Genomic DNA, 20,228 nt, shown 5'->3' on the forward strand with positions numbered 1-20,228 from the left:
GCCCGGCACCTACGCGTGCGGGGCCCGGCGCCGCGTCGTCGTGAGCCGTCGTCGGTGCCCGACAGCAATTCCCGGCGGCCGCCGGGACGGGTTCCGTAGGGTGCCGGGATGGTGACCGTGCGAACCATGACCGCGGACGACGTTCCGGCTGTCTCGGCGATACGAGTGAGCGGCTGGAAGGTCGCGTACGCGGGCATCGTGCCCCGGTCCTTCCTCGACGCCATGACGGTCGAGGCGGATGTCCGGCAGCGTCGACGGTACTTCGAGGACGCGAAGGGCGACCCGGCCAACCTGGTGGCGGTCGACACCGATGGGCGAGTCGTGGGTTGGGCCTGTCTCGGGCGCTCGCCTGACGCCGGAACAGGTCCGGACACGGGTGAGCTCTACGCCCTGTACGTTCAGCCGTCGCTCACCGGCGCCGGTATCGGCCGCACCCTCCTTGAAGCCGCGCACCTCCATGCCGATGCCGTCGGCCTCACGCCGGTGGTGCTGTGGGTCCTTGCCGACAACACCGGGGCACGTCGCTTCTACGAGCGGGCCGGTTACGCCGTCGACGGGGCGGTTCAGGCGGACGACTACGACGGCGTGTCCGTACCCGAAGTCCGTTATCGGCGCGCCCTGCAGGAGCGTGACCGACCGTCAGTGCGCACATAGCGCCTCGATGTGCCACGAAGGGGCCCTTGCCGTTCGCTTGCGCAAGCGGAACGGGTGTGTGCGGGCCGCTTTGTCGACAAGGGAACTGGCGTGGCGGGGCCCGAAGTTCAGCGTTTACGTCACAGTTGCATCCCCGCATGGCGGGCAACTGGTGATCTTTCGGGCATCGCACGCGCAACGTCCTTGACGCGTATGCGGAAACTCGGGAGGGTGGCCGATGGCATGCGTATCTCTGGGGCGCGTGTGAAACGGGGGCAGGCTCGGCATTGCGAGAGAGCCCTCCGTGCCCGAGGCCCCGAGCGCTGCTCCACTGACGAGATTAGCTACTGGGGGTAGCAGCCAGATGACGAAGAAGACGCGGATCCGCGTAGCGCGCATAGCGGCCGGTGCGGTGATCGCCGCCGGCGCGTCGCTCACGGCGGCGGGTGCTGCTTCGGCCGTAGGTGTGTCCTTCGGGGCCGACGTGAACGACGGCACCGTTGAGGTTGCGGTCGGCGTCAACGACACCACCGGCAACACCACCGTCGGTACCACCGAGGGTACGACGGAGGGCACCACCGAGGGCACGACGGAGGGGACCACCGAGGGCACCACGGAGGGCACCACCGAAGGGACCACGGAGGGCACCACCGAGGGCACGACGGAGGGGACCACCGAGGGCACCACGGAGGGCACCACCGAAGGGACCACGGAGGGCACCACCGAAGGCACCACCGAGGGCAACAACGGCAACGGTGGGAACGGCAACGGCGGCAACGGCAACGGTGGGAACGGCAACGGCGGCAACGCCAATGGCGGGAACGGCAACGGCGGCAACGCCAACGGTGGGAACGCCAACGGCGGCAACGCCACCGGCGGGAACAGCAACGGTGGCAACACCGGCGGCTCCACCGCGACCGGTGGCTCCACCGACGGCGGTTCCTCCACCAACGGTGGCGGCAACACCTGCACCGTGGACCTCGACGGCGCCGAGTGCGTCGAGAACAACCCCGGCACCAACAACGCCGGCTCGCAGCCCGTCGAGCAGGGCAAGGCCAAGGAGGAGCTGGCCGAGACCGGCGCCGCCGAGACCTCGTTCCTGATCATCGGTGCGGCGACCATGATCGCCGGTGGCATCGGCTTCCGGATGCTGCCGCGTCTGGTCGGCGGTGCGCGCGCCGCCGTCTGAGCGGAACGCCGAAGCAGTGAGGCCGTGAGGCCGCCAGCATGACGAAGAGGGCCGGGGGAGTACCCCCGGCCCTCTCTCGTGTCCGGCTCGTATGCGGAAGTGCTACGCGGTCTGCAGCGCCGCGAGCAGCGCCACCATCGCCACCAGGGCGATCACCAGTGTCAGCAGCATCGCCGGGGTCAGGCCCGTCGACGGGTCCAGACGCTCCCGGTTCGCGCGGCAGACGGGGCAGCGGCCCTCTGCGACGGGGGCCGCGCAGTTGGCGCACACCAGTCGGTCGTAGGTCATGCGCTCTCCTCCTCCCGCACAGGGGTCCACGCGGGTCCACACCCAGCACAACGCTCGGCGGTACCCGAGCGTTCCTCCTACCACTGTGCCAGCTCCACGGCGTTTCGGCGCGCCCCGTCGGATTACACCCGGATCGCATCGCTTCCGCCCCGAAGGGCGAAAAGGATAAAGCACGCAAGCCGGGACCGCGACTGCGCAGGCCATCGCCGGTCGCGTAAGGTCGCGCACACCTACTCCCGGCCGACCGTGGTGCATCCGTGATCCGATTCGACAACGTCTCCAAGTCCTATCCGAAGCAGAACCGCCCCGCGCTCCGGGATGTGTCCCTGGAGATCGAGAAGGGGGAGTTCGTCTTCCTCGTCGGTTCCTCCGGCTCCGGAAAGTCGACTTTTCTCCGGCTGATCCTGCGCGAGGAGCGCTGCAGCCATGGCCAGGTGCATGTCCTCGGCAAGGACCTCGCCCGGCTGTCCAACTGGAAGGTGCCCCAGATGCGGCGCCAGCTCGGAACCGTCTTCCAGGACTTCCGGCTGCTGCCCAACAAGACCGTCGCCGAGAACGTCGCCTTCGCCCAGGAGGTCATCGGCAAGCCGCGCGGCGAGATCCGCAAGGCCGTGCCCCAGGTCCTCGACCTCGTCGGCCTCGGCGGCAAGGAGGACCGGATGCCCGGCGAGCTCTCCGGTGGTGAGCAGCAGCGCGTCGCCATCGCCCGGGCCTTCGTCAACCGGCCCATGCTGCTGATCGCCGACGAGCCCACGGGCAACCTCGACCCGCAGACCTCCGTCGGCATCATGAAGCTGCTCGACCGCATCAACAGGACAGGGACCACCGTCGTCATGGCGACCCACGACCAGAACATCGTCGACCAGATGCGCAAGCGCGTCATCGAGCTCGAAAAGGGCCGTCTCGTCCGCGACCAGGCGCGCGGCGTCTACGGATACCAGCACTGAGCAGGTAGGGGATAGATCACCATGCGCGCTCAGTTCGTGCTCTCCGAGATCGGCGTCGGTCTCCGGCGCAATCTCACGATGACCTTCGCCGTCATCGTCTCCGTGGCCCTCTCGCTCGCCCTTTTCGGCGGCGCGCTGCTCATGCGCGAGCAGGTCAGCACGATGAAGGACTACTGGTACGACAAGGTCAACGTCTCCATCTTCCTCTGCAACAAGAACGACGCGGCCACCTCTCCCAAGTGCGCCAAGGGTGCGGTGACCTCCCAGCAGAAGGAGCAGATCGAGGCCGATCTGAAGAAGATGGACATCGTCGAGACCGTGCACCACGAGTCGACCGACGAGGCCTACAAGCACTACAAGGAGCAGTACAGCGACACCGCCATCGCCTCGGTCATCACGCCCGACCAGATGCAGGAGTCGTTCCGGGTCAAGCTGGACGACCCGGAGAAGTACAAGGTCGTCGCCACCGCCTTCGCCGGGCGGGACGGCGTGGAGTCCATCCAGGACCAGCGCGGCATCCTGCAGAACCTCTTCGACCTGATGAACGGCATGAACGTCGCCGCCCTCGGCGTCATGGGGCTGATGCTGATCATCGCGCTGATGCTGATCGTCAACACGGTGCGCGTCTCCGCCTTCAGCCGACGGCGTGAGACCGGCATCATGCGGCTGGTCGGCGCCTCCAGCTTCTACATCCAGATGCCGTTCATCATGGAGGCGGCCTTCGCCGGCCTCCTGGGCGGCGCGGTCGCCTGCATCATGCTCCTGGTCGGCCGGTACTTCCTGATCGACCACGGCATCGCGCTGGCCGAGAAGATGCAGCTCGTCAACTTCATCGGCTGGGACGCCGTCTTCTCGGTGCTGCCGCTCGTCCTCGTCATCGGTCTGCTGATGCCGTCCCTGGCCGCCTTCGTGGCGCTGCGCAAGTACCTCAAGGTGTGAGAAGCGCCCCTTGGGCACCCCGGGCGCCGTACGGTCAACCACCGTACGGCGCCTTTCGCTTGTCCTAGAGTGGGCGCCATGCCGGTGGGCCCCGGGTCCCGACCCGACCTCTGTCTCCGGCCCCGCGGAGTCCTCCGTGGGGCCGCTTTGACGTTGGTCTTCGCCGGGGTCCTCGCCACCGCCGCGGCCACCGGAGCCCTGCCCCGGCAGGAGACCGCCGCCGTGAAGCGCGAGCAGTCGGCGCCGCCGCGCGACACCGTCGACCGGGCCGCTCTCGCCCGCGCCGCCGCCGACGCCATGGCCGACGGCAAGTCGGGCAAGAAGGCCGCCGAGGAGTTCGTCAGCCGCAGTGGCGACCGCTGGGGCGCGGTGTACGACCGGGCGGAGTTCGAGGAGTTCGAGCAGGCGCTGGACGGCTCGTACACCGGTGTCGGCATCTCCGCGCGGAAGGCGGCGCCGGGGCGTATCGAGATCTCCCGTGTCCAGCCCGGCGGGCCCGCCGCCAACGCCGGGCTACGGGCCGGCGACCGCCTCGTCGCCGTCGACGGGCGCGACATCGGTGCCCTCTCCGTCTCCGAGGCCGTCGCCCTGCTGCGCGGCGCCGGCGTCCCGGGCTCCGAGGTCGCCCTCCGCGTCGAGCGCGACGGCTCGGCCTGGACCGAGATCCTGCGCCGGGCCCGGCTGGCCACCGAGGACGTCACCGTGCGCCGCCTGGACGACGGCGCGGTGCTGATCAAGGTGGCCGCCTTCACCAAGGGCGCGGGCGAGCGGGTACGGGACGCGGTACGGGACGCCCCCGCAGGCGCCGGAGTCCTCCTGGACCTGCGCGGCAACGCGGGCGGCCTGGTCGCGGAGGCCGCCGTCGCCGCCTCCGCCTTCCTCGACGGCGGTCTGGTCGCCACGTACGACGTCGACGGCGAGCAGCGCGCGCTCTACGCCCAGAGCGGCGGGGACACCGCCCGACCCGTGGTGGCGCTGGTCGACGGCGGCACCATGAGCGCCGCCGAACTCCTCACCGGCGCCCTGCAGGACCGCGGCCGGGCGATCACGGTCGGCGCGCGCACCTTCGGCAAGGGCTCGGTGCAGATGCCGAGCACCCTGCCCGACGGCTCCGTCGCCGAGCTCACCGTCGGCCACTACCGCACCCCCTCGGGGCACGGCGTCGACGGCCGGGGCATCACCCCCGACCTGATCGTCGGCGATGCCACCGGAAAGCGGGCCGAGGAGCGGGCCAGAACAGTATTGAGTGGCCTCGGAGGGGGCTCGTAGTGCGAAAATGGCCGCACTATGGCAAAGGGACTCGTGAACGTGCAGGGCAAGCCTGCCAAGAAGAAGGACCCGGAGAAGGGTCCTGAGCGCAAGATCATCGCGCAGAACAAGAAGGCGCGCCACGACTACCACATCATCGACACCTACGAGTGCGGTGTGGTGCTCATGGGCACCGAGGTGAAGTCGCTCCGGATGGGCCGGGCGTCGCTGGTCGACGGCTTCGTGCAGATCGACGGGCACGAGGCGTGGCTGCACAACATCCATGTGCCCGAGTACATGCAGGGCAGCTGGACCAACCACTCGGCGAAGCGGAAGCGCAAGCTGCTCCTGCACCGCGCCGAGATCGACAAGCTGGAGGCGAAGTCCCAGGAGACGGGTCACACGATCGTGCCCCTCGCCCTGTACTTCCTGAAGGGCCGCGTCAAGGTCGAGATCGCGCTCGCCAAGGGCAAGAAGGAGTACGACAAGCGGCAGACCCTGCGGGAGAAGCAGGACACGCGCGAGACGAACCGCGCGATCGCGGCGGCGAAGCGCCGCCAGCGGGCCGCGGGCGTCTAGGTTCCCCGCGGGCCGCCTCCCCTTAATACGCTGGCAACCGTGCGCGGTCGTCACGTACGATGGGGCCTGCACCTCACAGCGGGTGCGTGCTTTGAAAAATCAACATGGGGATGATCGGTTTCGACAGCGGATGTCGAAGCAGGGGAAGCGTGTCGAGGAAGCGGCAATGATCTCGTAAACCATATGTCGCAACCAATAATCGCCAACTCCAAGAGCGATAACTCCCGCTTCGCCCTCGCTGCCTAATTTTAGGTAACGAGTAGAAGCCTCTGTGAGGAGCGTCAGCCCGGGGATGGTCCCGACCCGGATCCTGGCGTCATTCAGGGATCTAAACCTCTAGCCCCGGTCACGGGGGCCTGAGGGAAATCAAACAGTGACTGAGCCCGTCGGAGACTTGTCCGCGTGATCTCCGGGGCTGAGAAACTCCTAGCGGACTGCACACGGAGAAGCCCTGATTCTGCACCGTTGGACGCGGGTTCGATTCCCGCCATCTCCACTCATCCCATGTGGGCACAGGCCCGGCAGTCGTCACGACGACCGCCGGGCCTCTGTCATTTCCCGGGCCGTCTTCCGGGTCGGCGCCGGCGCCGTCCTCCGCGTCTCCCGGACCTTCGGAGCCGTCGCCTGTACGAGGGCCAGAGCCGCCGCGGCCGCCGGGACCAGGAAGGCGTACACCGTCGACGGGGCGTTCTCGGCCGTCCAGCCGCCGGTGGCCGAGCCGACCGCGATGCCGGCGAGGAGGGCGGTCACGGCGAGGGTCATGCCCTCGTTGAGCCGGCCCTGCGGGGTCAGGCGCTGGACCAGGGCCATGCCCGTGACCATCGTCGGCGCGGTCGCCATGCCGGCCACCAGCAGAGCGGCCGCCAGGGCGAGCAGGGAGCCGGTCGAGGCGCCCAGGAACGGCAGCGTCATCAGGCAGGTCATCGCGACGAGGCAGGTGCGCAGCCGGACCGCGCGGCCCGTACGGCCGTGCACCAGACCGGCCACGCAGGAGCCCGCGGCCTGCAGGGCCAGGATCGGACCGGCGAGCGGGCCGTCCACGTGTGCCAGCGTCACGACCTCCATCGCGCCGAAGACCGCTCCCGTCGCCAGGAAGACGCCGAGCAGAGGTGCCGTGCCGGCGACTCGCAGGAGGGAGCCGGGCGCGGTGGCGGAGCGGGGTGCGACCGGGGGTTCGGTGGAGCGCTGGGCCGCGAAGACCAGGACGCCGGTGAGCAGCAGCACCGCGCCGGTCAGCGTGCCCGCCTCCGGGAACAAGGCCGCGCACAGGAACGCCGCCAGGACCGGGCCCAGCACGAAGCACAGCTCGTCGACGGCCTGCTCGAAGGCGTTGGCCGTGTGCAGCGCCGCAGGGTCGCCCCGGTACAGATGGGCCCAGCGGGCGCGGGACATGCCGCCGGTGTTGGGGCAGGTCGCGGTCGCGGCGTACGCGGCGAAGAGCGTCCAGACCGGCGCCCGGTGGTGCACGCACAGCAGCAGGGCCAGCGAGCCGAGCGCGGCCAGTGCCGTGGCGGGGACGGCGACCCGGGCCTGCCCGTGCCGGTCGACGAGCCGCGCGGTCCAGGGCGCGACCACGGCGGTGGCGGCCATGCCCGTCGCCGTGACGGCGCCGGCGAGCGCGTACGAGCCGTATGCCCCGGCGATCATGATCACCGTGCTGACGCCGAACATGCCCATGGGCAGCCGGGCGATCAGATTGCCGAGGGTGAAGGCGCGGGCGCCGGGGGTGGCGAAGAGCCGCCGGTAGGGGTTGGTGGAGACGGTGGTGCGGGTGCGGGTGCGGGTGCGGGTGCGGCTGTGGGTGGGGGCGTGCGGTTCGCGGTAGCGGGGAGCGAACGCCGGGCCCGCCGGGGTGAGCGTGAGGTCGTGGTGCGGCATGGGCCAAGCCTCCGGGGAGCCCTGGGGCGCGGTCCAACACCTGATCCGTGGCCATTCACGCACCCGTGTTGTTAAATGCCGGGTGGTCACTTCGTACGAGATCGAACCGCGGCTCCTGCGCGCCTTCACCGCCGTCGCCGACGAGCTGCACTTCACCCGTGCCGCCGCCCGCCTCTACGTCGCCCAGCAGGCCCTCAGCCGCGACATCCGGCGGCTGGAACGGGACCTGGGCACGGACCTGTTCGTCCGGACCACCCGTCAGGTGACGCTCACCCCGGACGGTGTGCGACTCCTGCCGTACGCCCGCAGGGTGCTGGCCGCCTGCGACGAACTCGCCGACGCCTTCAGGGCGGCCGCCAGGCCCCTGCTGGTCGACCTCAACAGCACCGGTCTCCCCGCCCAGGGCCGCGTCCTGGAGCGGGCCCGCGAACTCGCCCCGGAGCAGGAGCTCATGGCCCGCTACGAGAACGGGCTGGCCGGGGCGGCCGCCGAGATCCTCGCCGGGCGCCTCGACGTCTCCTTCGGACGGTACGGCGGGCTCGACGCGCCCACGCGCGGGCGGCTCGCCTCGCAGTTCGTCCGGTACGAGCCGATGGCGGTGGTGCTGCCCGACGACCACCGGCTCGCGGGGATGGAGGCGGTGCCGCTGGCCGCGCTGGAGGGCGAGAGCGTCTACGCGGGCGCCGGGAACGACCGCACCCCGGAGTGGACCGACCTGGCCGTCCGGCTCTTCGCGGGGCGCGGCATCGCCGTCGCACCGCCCGCGCCGATGGCGGTGGGGAAGGAGGAGTTCCAGCGGATCATGGCCAAACTCCGCACACCCGTCCTCGCGGTCGTCGACTTCCCGCCGATGCCGGGCCGCGTGCTCCGGCCCCTCGTCGACCCCGTACCGCTCTCCCCGGTGAGTCTGGTGTGGCGCAAGGGGCTGCGTCACCCCGGCCTGGACGCGCTGCGCACCGCCGCGGCCGAGATAGGCCGGCGGGAGGGCTGGCTGGACCGCCCCGCGGACTCCTGGATCCCGGACGGGGAGCCGGGGGTGCCGGGATTCTGAGCCGGGCCGTGGCGGCTGGGGGAGCCCTCTCGCGCACCCGTACCGCCGTACTCACATCACCTGTCCGCGCCGGGTGAGAGCAAGGTTCCGTACCCGTCACTTTCCGCCACCGGCCCGAAACGCGGCTTCCCTAGGGTCTTCTCCAAGAGATCCAGGGCGTCTGGACGCTCGGGACCCGACACCGTGGAGGTACGTGATGGGCGGCCGATGGATCGAACGGTGGGAGCCGGAGGACGAGACCTTCTGGCGTGAACAAGGAGAGCGGATCGCCCGGCGAAATCTGGCCTTTTCCGTGCTCTCCGAGCACATCGGATTCTCCATCTGGAGCCTGTGGTCGGTGATGGTCCTCTTCATGGGACCGCAGTACGGCATCGACCCGGCGGGGAAGTTCTTCCTGATCGCGACGGCGACCTTCGTCGGCGCGCTCATCCGGATCCCGTACACCTTCGCCGTCGCCCGTTTCGGCGGCCGGAACTGGACCATCTTCAGCGCGCTGCTGCTCCTCCTGCCGACGGGCGTCGCCTACGCGGTGATGGAGCCGGGCACCTCGTACAACACCTTCCTCCTGGTGGCGGCGCTGACCGGCGTCGGCGGCGGCAACTTCGCCTCCTCCATGACCAACATCAACGCCTTCTTCCCGCTGCGGAAGAAAGGCTGGGCGCTCGGCCTCAACGCGGGCGGCGGCAACATCGGCGTACCCGTCGTCCAGCTCGTCGGCCTGCTCGTCATCGGCACCGCCGGCGCCATGCACCCGCGGATCGTCCTCGGCGTCTACATCCCGCTCATCCTGATCGCGACGGTGTGCTCCGCGCTCTTCATGGACAACCTCGCACCGGTGAAGAACGACACGGGCGCCGTCAAGGAGGCCGTGGGGGCCAAGCACACCTGGATCATGGCGTTCCTCTACATCGGCACCTTCGGTTCCTTCATCGGCTACAGCTTCGCCTTCGGCCTGGTCCTCCAGACCCAGTTCGGCCGCACCCCGCTCCAGGCCGCCTCGCTCACCTTCATCGGTCCGCTGCTCGGCTCGCTGATCCGGCCCATCGGCGGCTCACTCGCCGACAAGTACGGCGGCGCCCGCATCACCCTGTGGACCTTCGCGGCCATGGCGCTCGCGACAGCGGTCGTCGTCTACGCCTCCGTCATCGAGTCCCTCGCCGTCTTCCTCGTCGGCTTCATCGGACTCTTCGTCCTCAGCGGCCTCGGCAACGGCTCCACGTACAAGATGATCCCCGCGATCTTCCTCGCACAGGGCCACCGCAAGGGTCTGTCCGGCGAGGAGGCGGAGTCGTACGGCCGCAGGCTCTCCGGGGCCTCCATGGGGCTGATCGGCGCAGTCGGCGCGCTCGGCGGGCTCGGTATCAACCTCGCCTTCCGGCAGTCCTTCCAGACGGCCGGCACCGGCACCTCGGCCTTCGTCGCCTTCCTCGTCTTCTACGCGGCCTGCATGGTCGTGACCTGGGCGGTATACCTTCGCCGCCCGGCCGCCGTGCCGGACACGGCGGAGGGCGCGGCAGGTGCCTCGGGCGAGACGTCGCCGCAGCGCGGTTACGCCGAGGTGTGATCCGGAGTGGTCCGTAACGGCCAGGAAATACCGGCGAACCGAGTCTGTGACGAATCGCCGTCAGGCTCGGTCGGTATGTACGAGCAAGAGCAGGGTCCCCTCGCGGGGTTCACCGTCGGAGTCACGGCGGCACGGCGCGCGGACGAGCTGGGCGCGCTCCTTCGCCGCCGGGGCGCGGCCGTGGTCCACGGCCCGGCGCTGAGGATCGTGCCGCTCGCGGACGACACGGAACTGCTCGCCGCCACCAAGGAACTCATCGACCACGCCCCGGACGTCGTCGTCGCCACCACGGCGATCGGCTTCCGAGGCTGGGTCGAGGCGGCGGACGGCTGGGGCTACGGCGAGGAGCTCCTCGACTGCCTGCGGGGCGTCGAACTCCTCGCCCGCGGGCCCAAGGTCAAGGGAGCGGTACGGGCGGCGGGGCTCACGGAGTCGTGGTCGCCGTCGTCCGAGTCCATGGCCGAGGTGCTCGACCGGCTCCTCGCCGAGGGGGTGGCCGGGCGGAGGATCGCGCTCCAGCTGCACGGGGAGCCGCTGCCGGGGTTCGTGGAGGCGCTGACGGCGGCCGGAGCCGAGGTCGTCGGCGTCCCGGTGTACCGGTGGATGCCGCCGGAGGACATCGGCCCGCTGGACCGGCTTCTGGACGGGGCGCTGAGCGGGTCCCTGGACGCCGTCACCTTCACCAGCGCGCCGGCCGCCGCCTCGCTGCTGACGCGGGCTGAGGACCGGGGCGTGCTGCCGGAGTTCCTCGCGGCGCTGCGGAACGAGGTGCTCGTGGTGTGCGTGGGGCCGGTGACGGCGCTGCCGCTGCAGGCGCACGGCATCGAGACGCTCCAGCCGGAGCGCTTCCGGCTCGGACCGCTGGTGCAGCTGCTCTGCCAGGAACTCCCCTCCCGGGCCCGCACGCTTCCGGTGGCGGGCCGCCGCATCGAGATCCGGGGGCACGCGGTCCTCGTCGACGGCTGTCTGCGCCCGGTGCCGCCGGCCGGGATGGCGCTGCTCGACACGCTGGCCCGGCGACCCGGCTGGGTCGTCTCCCGCGCCGACCTGCTGCGCGCCCTGCCGGGAGCGGGTCGCGACGAGCACGCCGTGGAGACGGCGATGGCCCGGCTGCGGACGGCACTCGGGACGCCGAAGCTCATCCAGACCGTGGTCAAGCGGGGGTACCGGCTTGCGCTCGACCCGGTGGCGGAGACCAAGTACGACGAGTAGGGGGTACGGGCTCGAGCCAGAGTGCGGGCTCGTGCCGGGCTCCCGACGAGGTACGGGCCCGCGCCGGGGCGAGGGCTCTCGCCCGGCACCCGGCACCCGGCCCCCGACGCCGTCACCGCCCTCGGCGTACCGACAGCGCCCGCAGCAGGCAGGCGAAGCCCACTGCCGTCAGGACCGCGCGGACGACGTTCCAGGCCACCCAGGGGGTCTCGAAGTCCGCGCGGGCCCGTACCGGGTCCGTCGCCGCCGCGAGGGCGTCGTTGAGCGGGACGTTCACCGCCGAGGTGACCACGAAGACGGCCACGTACAGGACCAGCGCCGTGAGCGCCCAGACCTTCGCCGGTGTGCCCCGCAGCTGCCATGCGGCGACCGCCGTCAGGATCAGCGCCCCGAAGAAGGGCGTGAAGAAGACCGGGTTCTGGATCACGTCGTTGATGTTCCGCATCACCTCCACGAAGACCCGGTCGTCGCTGCGTGCAAGCGCCGGCATCACCGAGCACACGTACGCGAACCACACTCCGGCGATCAGCCCCGTCGCCACCGTCGCCGCGCCCAGTACCGCGCCGGCCGCCGTCCCACCCCTGTTGTCCGTCATGGTCCGAGTCAAGCGGTCGGGTGCGGGCGGCACCATGGATGTGCGTCCACGTTCCATACGCGGGCGTCTACGGTGGCGGGGTGATCCCCATCCGCCCCGCCACGCCCGCCGACGCCCCCGCCCTTGCCGCCGCGTTGCTGCGGAACCGGGAGCACATGCGCCCCTGGGAGCCGCACCGGGCGGAGGCGTACTACACCGCCGGAGGCCAGGCGGTGCGGCTCGCGGACGGCGGGCGGCGGTGGTTCGCGGTCGACGGCGCGGAGATCGTCGCGTCGGCCACGCTCTCCGGGATCGCCCTCGGACCCTTCCGCAGCGCCTCGCTCGGCTACTGGGTCGACGCCGACCACACCGGGCGTGGCCTGGCCACCCGGCTCGTCGAGGAGGTCTGCCGGGCCGCCCGCGAGGAACTCGGCCTGCACCGGATCGAGGCCGGCACCGTCCTCGCCAACCACGCCTCCCAACGCGTCCTCGCCAAGAGCGGGTTCGAGCACATCGGCACCGCGCCCCACTACCTCCACATCGACGGAGCCTGGCGCGACCACCACCTCTACCAGCGGATCCTCCACGACGATCCGCCCCCCGGGAGCTGAGAGCGAGGCCGGATCCGCCCGGGGAGCCGCTCCCGTCAACCGCATTGGCTCACCGGGCACAGCTCGGCCTCACCGAATCCGGGCAGCAGCCCGATCTCCTTCCTGAGCTCCTCGCGCCGCGCGTCGGGCAGTTCGTCGGAGAAGCGGACGTCCAGGTAGTCGGGACACGAACCCCGACGTGCCCCCTAGCGGGGTCCGCCCGGGGTGGGCACTCTGGTCGCAGCGCCCCGCCGGTTCCCCGCCGGCTCCACGACCGCGAGGTGGTGACAGGGTCATGACCGTACGGTTCGACTCCGGGCGGATCTGTCTGGATCTGGCCGCCCAGGAACTCGACCGCGCCGACGCGCTCGACGAGTTCCTGCGCACCACCGAACTCGTCCCGGCCGCCACCCCGCTGAGCGCACTCGACGCCCACTGGGTCGTACGCTTTCGCGAACTGCGCGACTGTGTCCGTGAACTGGTGGGCGCCCAGCTCGACGGGCGGCGCGCCGATCCCGCACTGGACCGGCTCAACGAGTTCGCCGCCGCCTCCTCCCCGCCCGCGCCCCGCGCCGTCCGCACGGAAGCCGGCGGGCTCGTACGGGCGTTGAGCGACGAACCCGACTGCCGCGCCCTGCTCGCCGCCGTCGCCCGGGACGCCGTCGATCTGCTCACCGACCCGGCCGCCCGTGCCCTGCTCCGACGGTGCGAGGGCGACAACTGCCGCCGCTGCTACCTCGATACTTCGCGAGGACGCCGTCGGCGCTGGTGCTCCAGTGAGACCTGCGGTAACCGCGAGCGAGTTGCCCGGCATCGGGCAGCCCGAAGGGGAATCGTGGCCGTGTGAAAAAATCTTGAGCGACGTTGAGTCGAACCCGCTCCGGCTCCGTACCTCTCGACGACAACAGGGTCTCGACCGGGAGGTTCAGGTGCGCAAGGATGCGGCCGTGGCCGATGACCGTCCGCATCGGGCCCGGCATCGCAGTGAGGTCCCACGCTTTCGACCCGACGTCCCTGACGAGGAGTTGATGCGTGCCCTCTACCGCGAACATGCCGGACCCCTGCTCGCCTATGTACTACGCCTCGTCGCCGGCGATCGCCAGCGTGCCGAGGACGTCGTGCAGGAGACGCTCATCCGTGCCTGGAAGAACGCCGGCCAGCTCAACAGGGCTACCGGCTCCGTCAGACCTTGGCTGGTGACGGTTGCCCGGCGCATCGTCATCGACGGCCACCGCAGCCGGCAGGCCCGGCCTCAGGAGGTCGATCCGTCACCGCTCGAGGTCCTGCCCGCGGAGGACGAGATCGACAAGGCGCTGTGGCTGATGACGCTCTCTGATGCGCTCGAAGATTTGACGCCCGCCCACCGGGAAGTGTTGGTCGAGACCTACTTCAAGGGGCGTACGGTCAACGAGGCGGCCGAGACCCTCGGCATACCCGCCGGGACCGTGCGTTCCCGGGTGTTCTACGCACTCCGTTCGATGAAGCTCGCGCTGGAGGAGAGGGGGGTATCGGCATGACACCGCCGCACGACGCCGCGGGTGCGTACGTACTCGGCATCCTGGACGACGTCGACGCCGCCGCCTTCGAGGCGCACCTGGTGGACTGCGACCTCTGCGCCGCGCACGTGGAGGAGTTCGCCGGCATGGAGCCCATGCTGGCCATGCTGGCCGACGGCGACACGGCCCCCGCCGCCACGGACCCGTACACCGGCCGACCGTACGCCGCCCCCGACCCGTACGCCGGCCCGGTCGGCTCCATGGGACCCGTGGGCCGCGCGACCGATCCGTACGCCGACGCGGCCTTCGACGACTTCGCGCCCCGGCCGCCGGCCCCGCCCGGTCCCCGGCGCGTACCCTCCGCCGCCGTCTCCCTCGACTCCACGCCCGGGCCGCAGCTCCTCGGCCGGCTCATGGACGAGGTGGGCGCCAAGCGGGCCCGCTCCCGCCGCCGCACCTTCTACCTCGTCGCGGCCGCCGCGATCCTCGTCGTCGGCGGCCCCGCCGTCGCCGTGGTCGCCACCTCCGAGGGAGGCAAGGAGAACCGGGCGATCGAACCCCACCCCACCAGCCCGGCCGAGGACGCCTTCTTCAACCACATGGAGGAGAAGATCCAGGCCACCGACCCGACGACCAAGATCAGCGCCACCGTCGGCATGGAGAAGAAGGGCTGGGGCACCCACACCGTCCTCGAACTCAAGAACGTCAAGGGCCCGCTCAAGTGCCGGCTCGTCGCCGTCTCCAAGAGCGGCGACGAGGAGGTCGTCACCTCCTGGGCCGTGCCGAAATGGGGATACGGCATCCCCGGCGCCACCCAGGAGAGCGCCAAGAACCCGCTGTACGTGCACGGCGGGGCGGCCATGGACCGCAACGACATCGACCACTTCGAGGTCCGGACCTTCGACGGCGAACGCCTCGTGGAGGTGGAGGCCTGACATTCTGGTCCCCTGTGGCGTACGCTCGACGGCTGCCCAGTGCACGTCAGAAGGGGGCCTTAGTGGCCGCGCAGGAAGCCGTGGACACCGTGGACACGGTCCGGGACCGTGAGATCGGTGTCGAGCAGGAACATCTGGATCAGGTCTACCGCCGCCTCGAGGAGAAGATCCGCGAGGCGGAGTTCCTGATGAACGACGCCGCCAAGCGCGGTCAGGTCGGCACGCCCGGCGCGCTCGCCGAGCGCGACGCCCAGGTGTTCCGGGCCGGTATCCACCTCAACCGGCTCAACAACGAGTTCGAGGACTTCCTCTTCGGCCGGATCGACCTGCTCTACGGCAAGGACGGCAAGAAGGGCCCCGACGGCGCGTACACCTCCGTCGAGCCCGCCGAGGACGCCGTACGCGCCGACAACACGGCCGACATCGGCGAGACCCTCCACATCGGCCGGATCGGCGTCCTCGACTCCGACTACGCGCCGCTCGTCATCGACTGGCGCGCACCCGCCGCCGCACCCTTCTACCGCTCCACCCCGGTCGACCCCGGCCGCGTGGTGCGACGCCGCGTGATCCGCTCCAAGGGCCGCAAGGTCCTCGGCGTCGAGGACGACCTGATGCGCCCCGAGCTGAAGGCGACCCTGGAGGGGCGCGAGCTGCCGGTCATCGGCGACGGCGCCCTGATGGCCGCGCTCGGCCAGGCCCGCAGCCACACCATGCGCGACATCGTCGCCTCCATCCAGGCCGAGCAGGACCTGGTCATCCGCGCGCCCGCGGCCTCCGTCACGTACGTAGAGGGCGGCCCGGGCACCGGGAAGACGGCGGTGGCCCTGCACCGGGCGGCCTATCTGCTCTACCAGGACCGGCGACGGTACGCGGGCGGCATCCTGATCGTCTCCCCGACCCCGCTGCTCGTCTCGTACACCGAGGGCGTCCTGCCCTCGCTCGGCGAGGAGGGCCAGGTCGCCATCCGCGCCCTCGGCTCGCTCGTGGACGGCGTGGAGGCCACCACGTACGACGAGCCGGCCGTGGCCCGTGTCAAGGGCTCCTCCCGCATGCTCGCCGTCCTGCGCAAGGCGGCCCGCGGCGCCCTGGAGACCCCGGCACCCAGGTCCGCCCCCGGCGACCAGCTCTCCTTCGGAGAGGAGGACGACGCGCCGGCCCCCGCCGGCACGCCCACGCGCCTGCGGGTCGTCGCCTTCGGCCGCCGTCTCGAGCTGGAGGCCGACGACCTCCAGCGCATCCGGCACAACGTCCTGGGCGGCTCCGCGCCCGTCAACCTGCTGCGCCCCCGCGCCCGCAAGCTGCTGCTCGACGCGCTGTACGCCAAGTCCGGCGCCGCCGGCCGGCACAGCGACCCGGAACTCGCCGCCGAGCTGCGCTCCTCCTTCGACGAGGACGTCTCCACCGAGGACTCCTTCCTCCGCTTCCTCGACGCCTGGTGGCCCGAGCTCACCCCCCGCCAGGTCCTCGACGCGATGGCCGACGAGAAGCGCCTCGGCCGCTGGGCCCGTCGCATCCTCAACCCGGGCGAGGTCCGCCGCCTCGCCCGCTCGCTGCGCCGCGACGGGCTGTCCGTGCACGACGTGGCGCTCCTCGACGAGCTGAACACCCTCCTCGGCGCCCCGGCCAGGCCCCGCAAGAAGCGGGAGTACGACCCGCTGGACCAGCTGACGGGGCTGGAGGAGCTGATGCCCGTACGGGAGGAGACGCAGCGGGAGCGGGCCGAACGGCTCGCCGCCGAGCGCGTCGAGTACGCCCACGTCATCGTCGACGAGGCCCAGGACCTCACGCCCATGCAGTGGCGGATGGTCGGGCGGCGGGGCCGGCACGCGACCTGGACCGTCGTCGGCGACCCTGCGCAGTCGTCCTGGTCGACCCCGGACGAGGCCGCCGAGGCCCGCGACGAGGCGCTCGGCAGCCGCCCGCGCCGCCGCTTCGAGCTGACCGTGAACTACCGCAACCCCGCCGAGATCGCCGAGCTCGCCGCCAAGGTGCTCGCCCTCGCCATGCCCGGCAGCACCTCACCGCGCGCGGTGCGCTCCACGGGCGTGGAACCGCGCTTCGTGGCCCTGGGGGAGCCCGCGGCGGGAGAGAAGGCGGGGACGGAGCGGTTGGCCGAAATCGTACGGAGCGAGGCACGCCGTCTCCTCGAGCGGGTGGACGGCACCGTCGGCGTGGTGGTCGCCATGAACCGGCGCGAGCAGGCCGCCCGCTGGCTGGCGGACCTCGGCGACCGGGTCGTGGCGCTGGGCTCCCTGGAGGCCAAGGGGCTCGAGTACGACGCCACGGTGGTGGTCTCGCCCGCGGAGATCGCGGACGAGTCCCTGGCCGGTCTGCGGGTGCTGTACGTGGCGCTGACGCGCGCGACGCAGCAGCTCACCGTGGTCTCGGGCGCCCGGGACGTGCCGGACGCGGAGGGCGTCCCCGACCTGCTCAGGGACTGATTTCCGGTCAACATGCGTCGCAGGAATCACTTACCAGAGTGGTTTGTTAGCCTGTCTATGGCACCGGCTCGATCCAAGCCCCCGGGCCCAACCTTCGTCCCTCAGAGGGACCTCTTGCCGCGAGGCGAGCATGGCGGGTCGGTGCCACTTAGTGCATAGCTACGAAGTTGAGGTCCCTGTCACCCCTGGTGACAGGGACCTCTTCTGTTTCCCCAAAGCTTCTCGTATGGTGGAAACTACTTTCCGAAAACAAAATGACCGCATTACCTGCTACCGGCTGGTAGGTGCGACGATCGGAGGGCGCCGCCGGGCAACCAGCCAAGGCGGCGTAGCAACGAAGCTCAGGGAAAGCAGAGGAACTCGGCCATGGCAACGGCGCCCAGCGTCTCGTACTCGATGACGGTCAGGCTGGAGGTTCCCGCCAGCGGAACCGCGGTCTCCCAGCTCACCACGGCGGTGGAGTCCCACGGCGGTTCCGTCACCGGCCTCGACGTGACCGCCTCCGGCCACGAGAAGCTGCGGATCGACGTGACCATCGCGGCCACCTCGACCGCGCACGCCGACGAGATCGTCGAGCAGCTGCGCACCATCGAGGGCGTCGTCCTCGGCAAGGTCTCCGACCGTACGTTCCTGATGCACCTCGGCGGCAAGATCGAGATGGCGTCCAAGCACCCCATCCGCAACCGTGACGACCTCTCCATGATCTACACCCCGGGCGTGGCCCGGGTCTGCATGGCGATCGCCGAGAACCCCGAGGACGCCCGCCGCCTCACCATCAAGCGCAACTCCGTCGCAGTCGTGACGGATGGCTCCGCCGTCCTCGGCCTCGGCAACATCGGCCCCAAGGCCGCCCTGCCCGTCATGGAGGGCAAGGCGGCCCTCTTCAAGCGCTTCGCCGGCATCGACGCCTGGCCGCTCTGCCTGGACACCCAGGACACCGACGCCATCGTCGAGATCGTCAAGGCGATCGCCCCCGGCTTCGCGGGCATCAACCTCGAGGACATCTCCGCCCCCCGCTGCTTCGAGATCGAGGCCCGCCTGCGCGAGGCCCTCGACATCCCCGTCTTCCACGACGACCAGCACGGCACCGCCATCGTCGTCCTCGCCGCCCTCACCAACGCATTGCGCGTGGTGGGCAAGGGAATCGGCGATGTACGGGTCGTCATGTCCGGCGCGGGCGCGGCCGGTACGGCCATTCTCAAGCTGCTCATCGCCGCGGGCGTCAAGCACGCCGTCGTCGCCGACATCCACGGTGTCGTGCACGCCGGCCGCGAGGACCTCGTCGAGGCCGCGAAGGACTCGCCGCTGCGCTGGATCGCCGACAACACCAACCCCGAGGGCGTCACCGGCACCCTCAAGCAGGCCGTCGTCGGCGCGGACGTGTTCATCGGCGTCTCGGCCCCGAACCTGCTCGGCGCCGACGACGTCGCCGCGATGGCGGACGGCGCGATCGTGTTCGCGCTCGCGAACCCGGACCCCGAGGTCGACCCCGCAATCGCCCGCCAGACCGCGGCCGTTGTGGCCACCGGCCGCTCGGACTTCCCGAACCAGATCAACAACGTGCTGGTCTTCCCGGGCGTCTTCCGCGGTCTGCTGGACGCTCAGTCCCGCACGGTCAACACGGAGATGATGCTCGCGGCCGCCTCGGCCCTCGCCGACGTCGTCACCGAGGACGAGCTGAACCCGAACTACATCATCCCGTCGGTCTTCAACGACAAGGTCGCCGGCGCCGTCGCGGGCGCCGTCCGCACCGCCGCGAAGGCGGCGGGCGCGGGTGCCGGCAACGGGACGAACGGGCTCTGAGAGAGCCCGTCCATGACGTACGGCGGGCCGGAACGGGGCTGTGAAAGGCCCCGGGCCCGCCGTCGGAACGGCGCGTCGCCGGGCGCCGCGCCGTAGATCCGCCGTAGGGTGGCGCTTCGGCTCCAAAGAGTTTCGGCGGAGTCGACGGAACGTCACCACGCCAGAGCCCGTGGCGCTTTTCGTGTGACCCCAGAGGGTGCCGGATTGGCGTTCCCGCCGCTGGTGGGGGCAGGATGCCTATTCGGGCGCGAGGGTCTGTCACCAGACCCGGGTCCGGGGACTGTCCGAGGGCCCTGGCAGCATCGGCTTCGCTGTGCCCATACATGCGGCTCCGCCGCGTGGCACGCCTCACAGGCAAGAAGAACACGGGAGTAACAACATGAACCGCAGTGAGCTGGTGGCCGCCCTGGCCGACCGCGCCGAGGTGACCCGCAAGGACGCCGACGCCGTGCTGGCCGCTCTCGCCGAGACCGTCGGCGAGGTCGTCGCCAAGGGCGACGAGAAGGTCACCATCCCCGGCTTCCTGACCTTCGAGCGCACCCACCGTGCCGCTCGCACCGCTCGTAACCCGCAGACCGGCGACCCGATCAACATCCCGGCCGGCTACAGCGTGAAGGTCTCCGCGGGCTCCAAGCTCAAGGAAGCCGCCAAGGGCAAGTAAGCCTGTAGGCACACCGCCGAAGGCGCCCACGTGGCCCTGTAGGCGAACGAAAGGGCGGCCACCCTGTCAGGGGGTGGCCGCCCTTTCGTCTGCCCGCCCGAGGGCCCCTCGGGCGGGCAGACGCCAGAGCTGGCACTTATAAACAAAAACGAGCCCACCAGACCCCACATGATCGCGTATTCCGTCGTCTGGGTGTAAAA

At 70.8% G+C, this 20,228-nt stretch carries 19 protein-coding genes and 1 other RNA gene; 17 read left to right on the forward strand and 3 right to left on the reverse strand.

Features of this window, described 5'->3' with window-relative positions:
- Positions 1 to 126: 126 nt before the first annotated feature.
- Complete coding sequence (locus ACFC0D_RS35175) at positions 127 to 654, forward strand: GNAT family N-acetyltransferase (protein ID WP_376445190.1); 528 nt, start codon at positions 127 to 129, stop codon at positions 652 to 654.
- A 343-nt stretch (positions 655 to 997) separates the two neighbouring features.
- Positions 998 to 1,822, forward strand: a complete 825-nt coding sequence (locus ACFC0D_RS35180) for a hypothetical protein (RefSeq protein WP_376445193.1) — start codon at positions 998 to 1,000, stop codon at positions 1,820 to 1,822.
- Positions 1,823 to 1,924: 102 nt separating this feature from the next.
- Here ACFC0D_RS35180 and ACFC0D_RS35185 read toward each other — a convergent pair whose 3' ends face one another.
- Positions 1,925 to 2,110 carry a hypothetical protein gene (locus ACFC0D_RS35185; RefSeq protein ID WP_329119977.1) on the reverse strand — a complete coding sequence of 62 codons (186 nt, stop codon included), beginning with the start codon at positions 2,108 to 2,110 and terminating at the stop codon, positions 1,925 to 1,927.
- Positions 2,111 to 2,367: 257 nt separating this feature from the next.
- Here ACFC0D_RS35185 and ftsE point away from each other — a divergent pair, with 257 nt between their 5' ends.
- The 5 genes from ftsE (at position 2,368) to ssrA (ending at position 6,322) form a co-directional block, all read left to right on the forward strand.
- Complete coding sequence (ftsE, locus tag ACFC0D_RS35190) at positions 2,368 to 3,057, forward strand: cell division ATP-binding protein FtsE (RefSeq protein ID WP_260229593.1); 690 nt, start codon at positions 2,368 to 2,370, stop codon at positions 3,055 to 3,057.
- A gap of 21 nt (positions 3,058 to 3,078) precedes the next feature.
- A complete protein-coding gene (gene ftsX, locus ACFC0D_RS35195; RefSeq protein WP_376445198.1) occupies positions 3,079 to 3,996 on the forward strand; it encodes a permease-like cell division protein FtsX in 918 nt (305 codons plus the stop codon).
- Positions 3,997 to 4,074: 78 nt separating this feature from the next.
- A complete protein-coding gene (locus ACFC0D_RS35200; protein ID WP_376445201.1) occupies positions 4,075 to 5,265 on the forward strand; it encodes a S41 family peptidase in 1,191 nt (396 codons plus the stop codon).
- 18 nt (positions 5,266 to 5,283) lie between these two features.
- Positions 5,284 to 5,823, forward strand: a complete 540-nt coding sequence (smpB, locus tag ACFC0D_RS35205) for an SsrA-binding protein SmpB (RefSeq protein ID WP_376445204.1) — start codon at positions 5,284 to 5,286, stop codon at positions 5,821 to 5,823.
- A gap of 106 nt (positions 5,824 to 5,929) precedes the next feature.
- Positions 5,930 to 6,322, forward strand: a transfer-messenger RNA (tmRNA) gene (gene ssrA / locus ACFC0D_RS35210).
- 29 nt (positions 6,323 to 6,351) lie between these two features.
- On the opposite strand, the gene ACFC0D_RS35215 is transcribed toward ssrA, so the two are convergent.
- The gene (locus ACFC0D_RS35215) at positions 6,352 to 7,701 is read right to left on the reverse strand and encodes an MFS transporter (protein WP_376445207.1); all 1,350 of its coding nucleotides are present in this window, start codon (positions 7,699 to 7,701) and stop codon (positions 6,352 to 6,354) included.
- Between ACFC0D_RS35215 and ACFC0D_RS35220 the strand changes: the two genes are divergently transcribed.
- From ACFC0D_RS35220 to ACFC0D_RS35230, 3 genes are all read left to right on the forward strand, one after another.
- On the forward strand, positions 7,700 to 8,752 hold the full coding sequence (locus ACFC0D_RS35220) for a LysR family transcriptional regulator (RefSeq protein ID WP_376445209.1): 1,053 nt from the start codon (positions 7,700 to 7,702) through the stop codon (positions 8,750 to 8,752). The two genes, ACFC0D_RS35215 and ACFC0D_RS35220, sit on opposite strands and share 2 nt — an antisense overlap.
- A 196-nt stretch (positions 8,753 to 8,948) precedes the next feature.
- A complete protein-coding gene (locus tag ACFC0D_RS35225) occupies positions 8,949 to 10,316 on the forward strand; it encodes a nitrate/nitrite transporter (RefSeq protein ID WP_376445211.1) in 1,368 nt (455 codons plus the stop codon).
- A gap of 75 nt (positions 10,317 to 10,391) precedes the next feature.
- On the forward strand, positions 10,392 to 11,528 hold the full coding sequence (locus ACFC0D_RS35230; protein ID WP_376445213.1) for a uroporphyrinogen-III synthase: 1,137 nt from the start codon (positions 10,392 to 10,394) through the stop codon (positions 11,526 to 11,528).
- A gap of 112 nt (positions 11,529 to 11,640) precedes the next feature.
- On the opposite strand, the gene ACFC0D_RS35235 is transcribed toward ACFC0D_RS35230, so the two are convergent.
- Positions 11,641 to 12,123, reverse strand: a complete 483-nt coding sequence (locus tag ACFC0D_RS35235; RefSeq protein ID WP_376445215.1) for a DUF1772 domain-containing protein — start codon at positions 12,121 to 12,123, stop codon at positions 11,641 to 11,643.
- An 80-nt stretch (positions 12,124 to 12,203) separates the two neighbouring features.
- Here ACFC0D_RS35235 and ACFC0D_RS35240 point away from each other — a divergent pair, with 80 nt between their 5' ends.
- From ACFC0D_RS35240 to ACFC0D_RS35270, 7 genes are all read left to right on the forward strand, one after another.
- The gene (locus ACFC0D_RS35240; protein WP_376445218.1) at positions 12,204 to 12,713 is read left to right on the forward strand and encodes a GNAT family N-acetyltransferase; all 510 of its coding nucleotides are present in this window, start codon (positions 12,204 to 12,206) and stop codon (positions 12,711 to 12,713) included.
- A gap of 274 nt (positions 12,714 to 12,987) precedes the next feature.
- Positions 12,988 to 13,539, forward strand: a complete 552-nt coding sequence (locus tag ACFC0D_RS35245) for a CGNR zinc finger domain-containing protein (protein WP_376445220.1) — start codon at positions 12,988 to 12,990, stop codon at positions 13,537 to 13,539.
- Between the two features lie 82 nt (positions 13,540 to 13,621).
- Positions 13,622 to 14,209, forward strand: a complete 588-nt coding sequence (locus tag ACFC0D_RS35250) for a sigma-70 family RNA polymerase sigma factor (protein WP_361862862.1) — start codon at positions 13,622 to 13,624, stop codon at positions 14,207 to 14,209.
- Positions 14,206 to 15,123 (forward strand): anti-sigma factor family protein, encoded by a 918-nt coding sequence (locus tag ACFC0D_RS35255; RefSeq protein ID WP_376445224.1) that lies wholly within the window; start codon positions 14,206 to 14,208, stop codon positions 15,121 to 15,123. Before ACFC0D_RS35250 ends, ACFC0D_RS35255 begins: the two co-directional genes overlap by 4 nt.
- A gap of 62 nt (positions 15,124 to 15,185) precedes the next feature.
- Positions 15,186 to 17,564, forward strand: a complete 2,379-nt coding sequence (locus tag ACFC0D_RS35260; RefSeq protein ID WP_376445226.1) for a HelD family protein — start codon at positions 15,186 to 15,188, stop codon at positions 17,562 to 17,564.
- Between the two features lie 366 nt (positions 17,565 to 17,930).
- The gene (locus ACFC0D_RS35265; RefSeq protein WP_376445229.1) at positions 17,931 to 19,367 is read left to right on the forward strand and encodes an NAD-dependent malic enzyme; all 1,437 of its coding nucleotides are present in this window, start codon (positions 17,931 to 17,933) and stop codon (positions 19,365 to 19,367) included.
- 379 nt (positions 19,368 to 19,746) lie between these two features.
- Positions 19,747 to 20,028, forward strand: coding sequence for an HU family DNA-binding protein (locus ACFC0D_RS35270; RefSeq protein WP_017237029.1), 282 nt, complete (start codon positions 19,747 to 19,749; stop codon positions 20,026 to 20,028).
- Positions 20,029 to 20,228: the final 200 nt, after the last annotated feature.

It is taken from the genome of Streptomyces sp. NPDC056222 (assembly GCF_042264065.1).
Taxonomy (GTDB): Bacteria; Actinomycetota; Actinomycetes; order Streptomycetales; family Streptomycetaceae; genus Streptomyces.

Coding starts and splice junctions, on each gene's coding strand:
- ACFC0D_RS35175 (WP_376445190.1), top strand. CDS start 127: ATGACCGCGGACGACGTTCCGGCTGTCTCGGCGATACGAGTGAGCGGC.
- ACFC0D_RS35180 (WP_376445193.1), top strand. CDS start 998: ATGACGAAGAAGACGCGGATCCGCGTAGCGCGCATAGCGGCCGGTGCG.
- ACFC0D_RS35185 (WP_329119977.1), bottom strand. CDS start 2,110: ATGACCTACGACCGACTGGTGTGCGCCAACTGCGCGGCCCCCGTCGCA.
- ftsX (WP_376445198.1), top strand. CDS start 3,079: ATGCGCGCTCAGTTCGTGCTCTCCGAGATCGGCGTCGGTCTCCGGCGC.
- ACFC0D_RS35200 (WP_376445201.1), top strand. CDS start 4,075: ATGCCGGTGGGCCCCGGGTCCCGACCCGACCTCTGTCTCCGGCCCCGC.
- smpB (WP_376445204.1), top strand. CDS start 5,284: ATGGCAAAGGGACTCGTGAACGTGCAGGGCAAGCCTGCCAAGAAGAAG.
- ACFC0D_RS35220 (WP_376445209.1), top strand. CDS start 7,700: ATGGGCCAAGCCTCCGGGGAGCCCTGGGGCGCGGTCCAACACCTGATC.
- ACFC0D_RS35215 (WP_376445207.1), bottom strand. CDS start 7,701: ATGCCGCACCACGACCTCACGCTCACCCCGGCGGGCCCGGCGTTCGCT.
- ACFC0D_RS35225 (WP_376445211.1), top strand. CDS start 8,949: ATGGGCGGCCGATGGATCGAACGGTGGGAGCCGGAGGACGAGACCTTC.
- ACFC0D_RS35230 (WP_376445213.1), top strand. CDS start 10,392: ATGTACGAGCAAGAGCAGGGTCCCCTCGCGGGGTTCACCGTCGGAGTC.
- ACFC0D_RS35235 (WP_376445215.1), bottom strand. CDS start 12,123: ATGACGGACAACAGGGGTGGGACGGCGGCCGGCGCGGTACTGGGCGCG.
- ACFC0D_RS35245 (WP_376445220.1), top strand. CDS start 12,988: ATGACCGTACGGTTCGACTCCGGGCGGATCTGTCTGGATCTGGCCGCC.
- ACFC0D_RS35255 (WP_376445224.1), top strand. CDS start 14,206: ATGACACCGCCGCACGACGCCGCGGGTGCGTACGTACTCGGCATCCTG.
- ACFC0D_RS35265 (WP_376445229.1), top strand. CDS start 17,931: ATGGCAACGGCGCCCAGCGTCTCGTACTCGATGACGGTCAGGCTGGAG.
- ACFC0D_RS35270 (WP_017237029.1), top strand. CDS start 19,747: ATGAACCGCAGTGAGCTGGTGGCCGCCCTGGCCGACCGCGCCGAGGTG.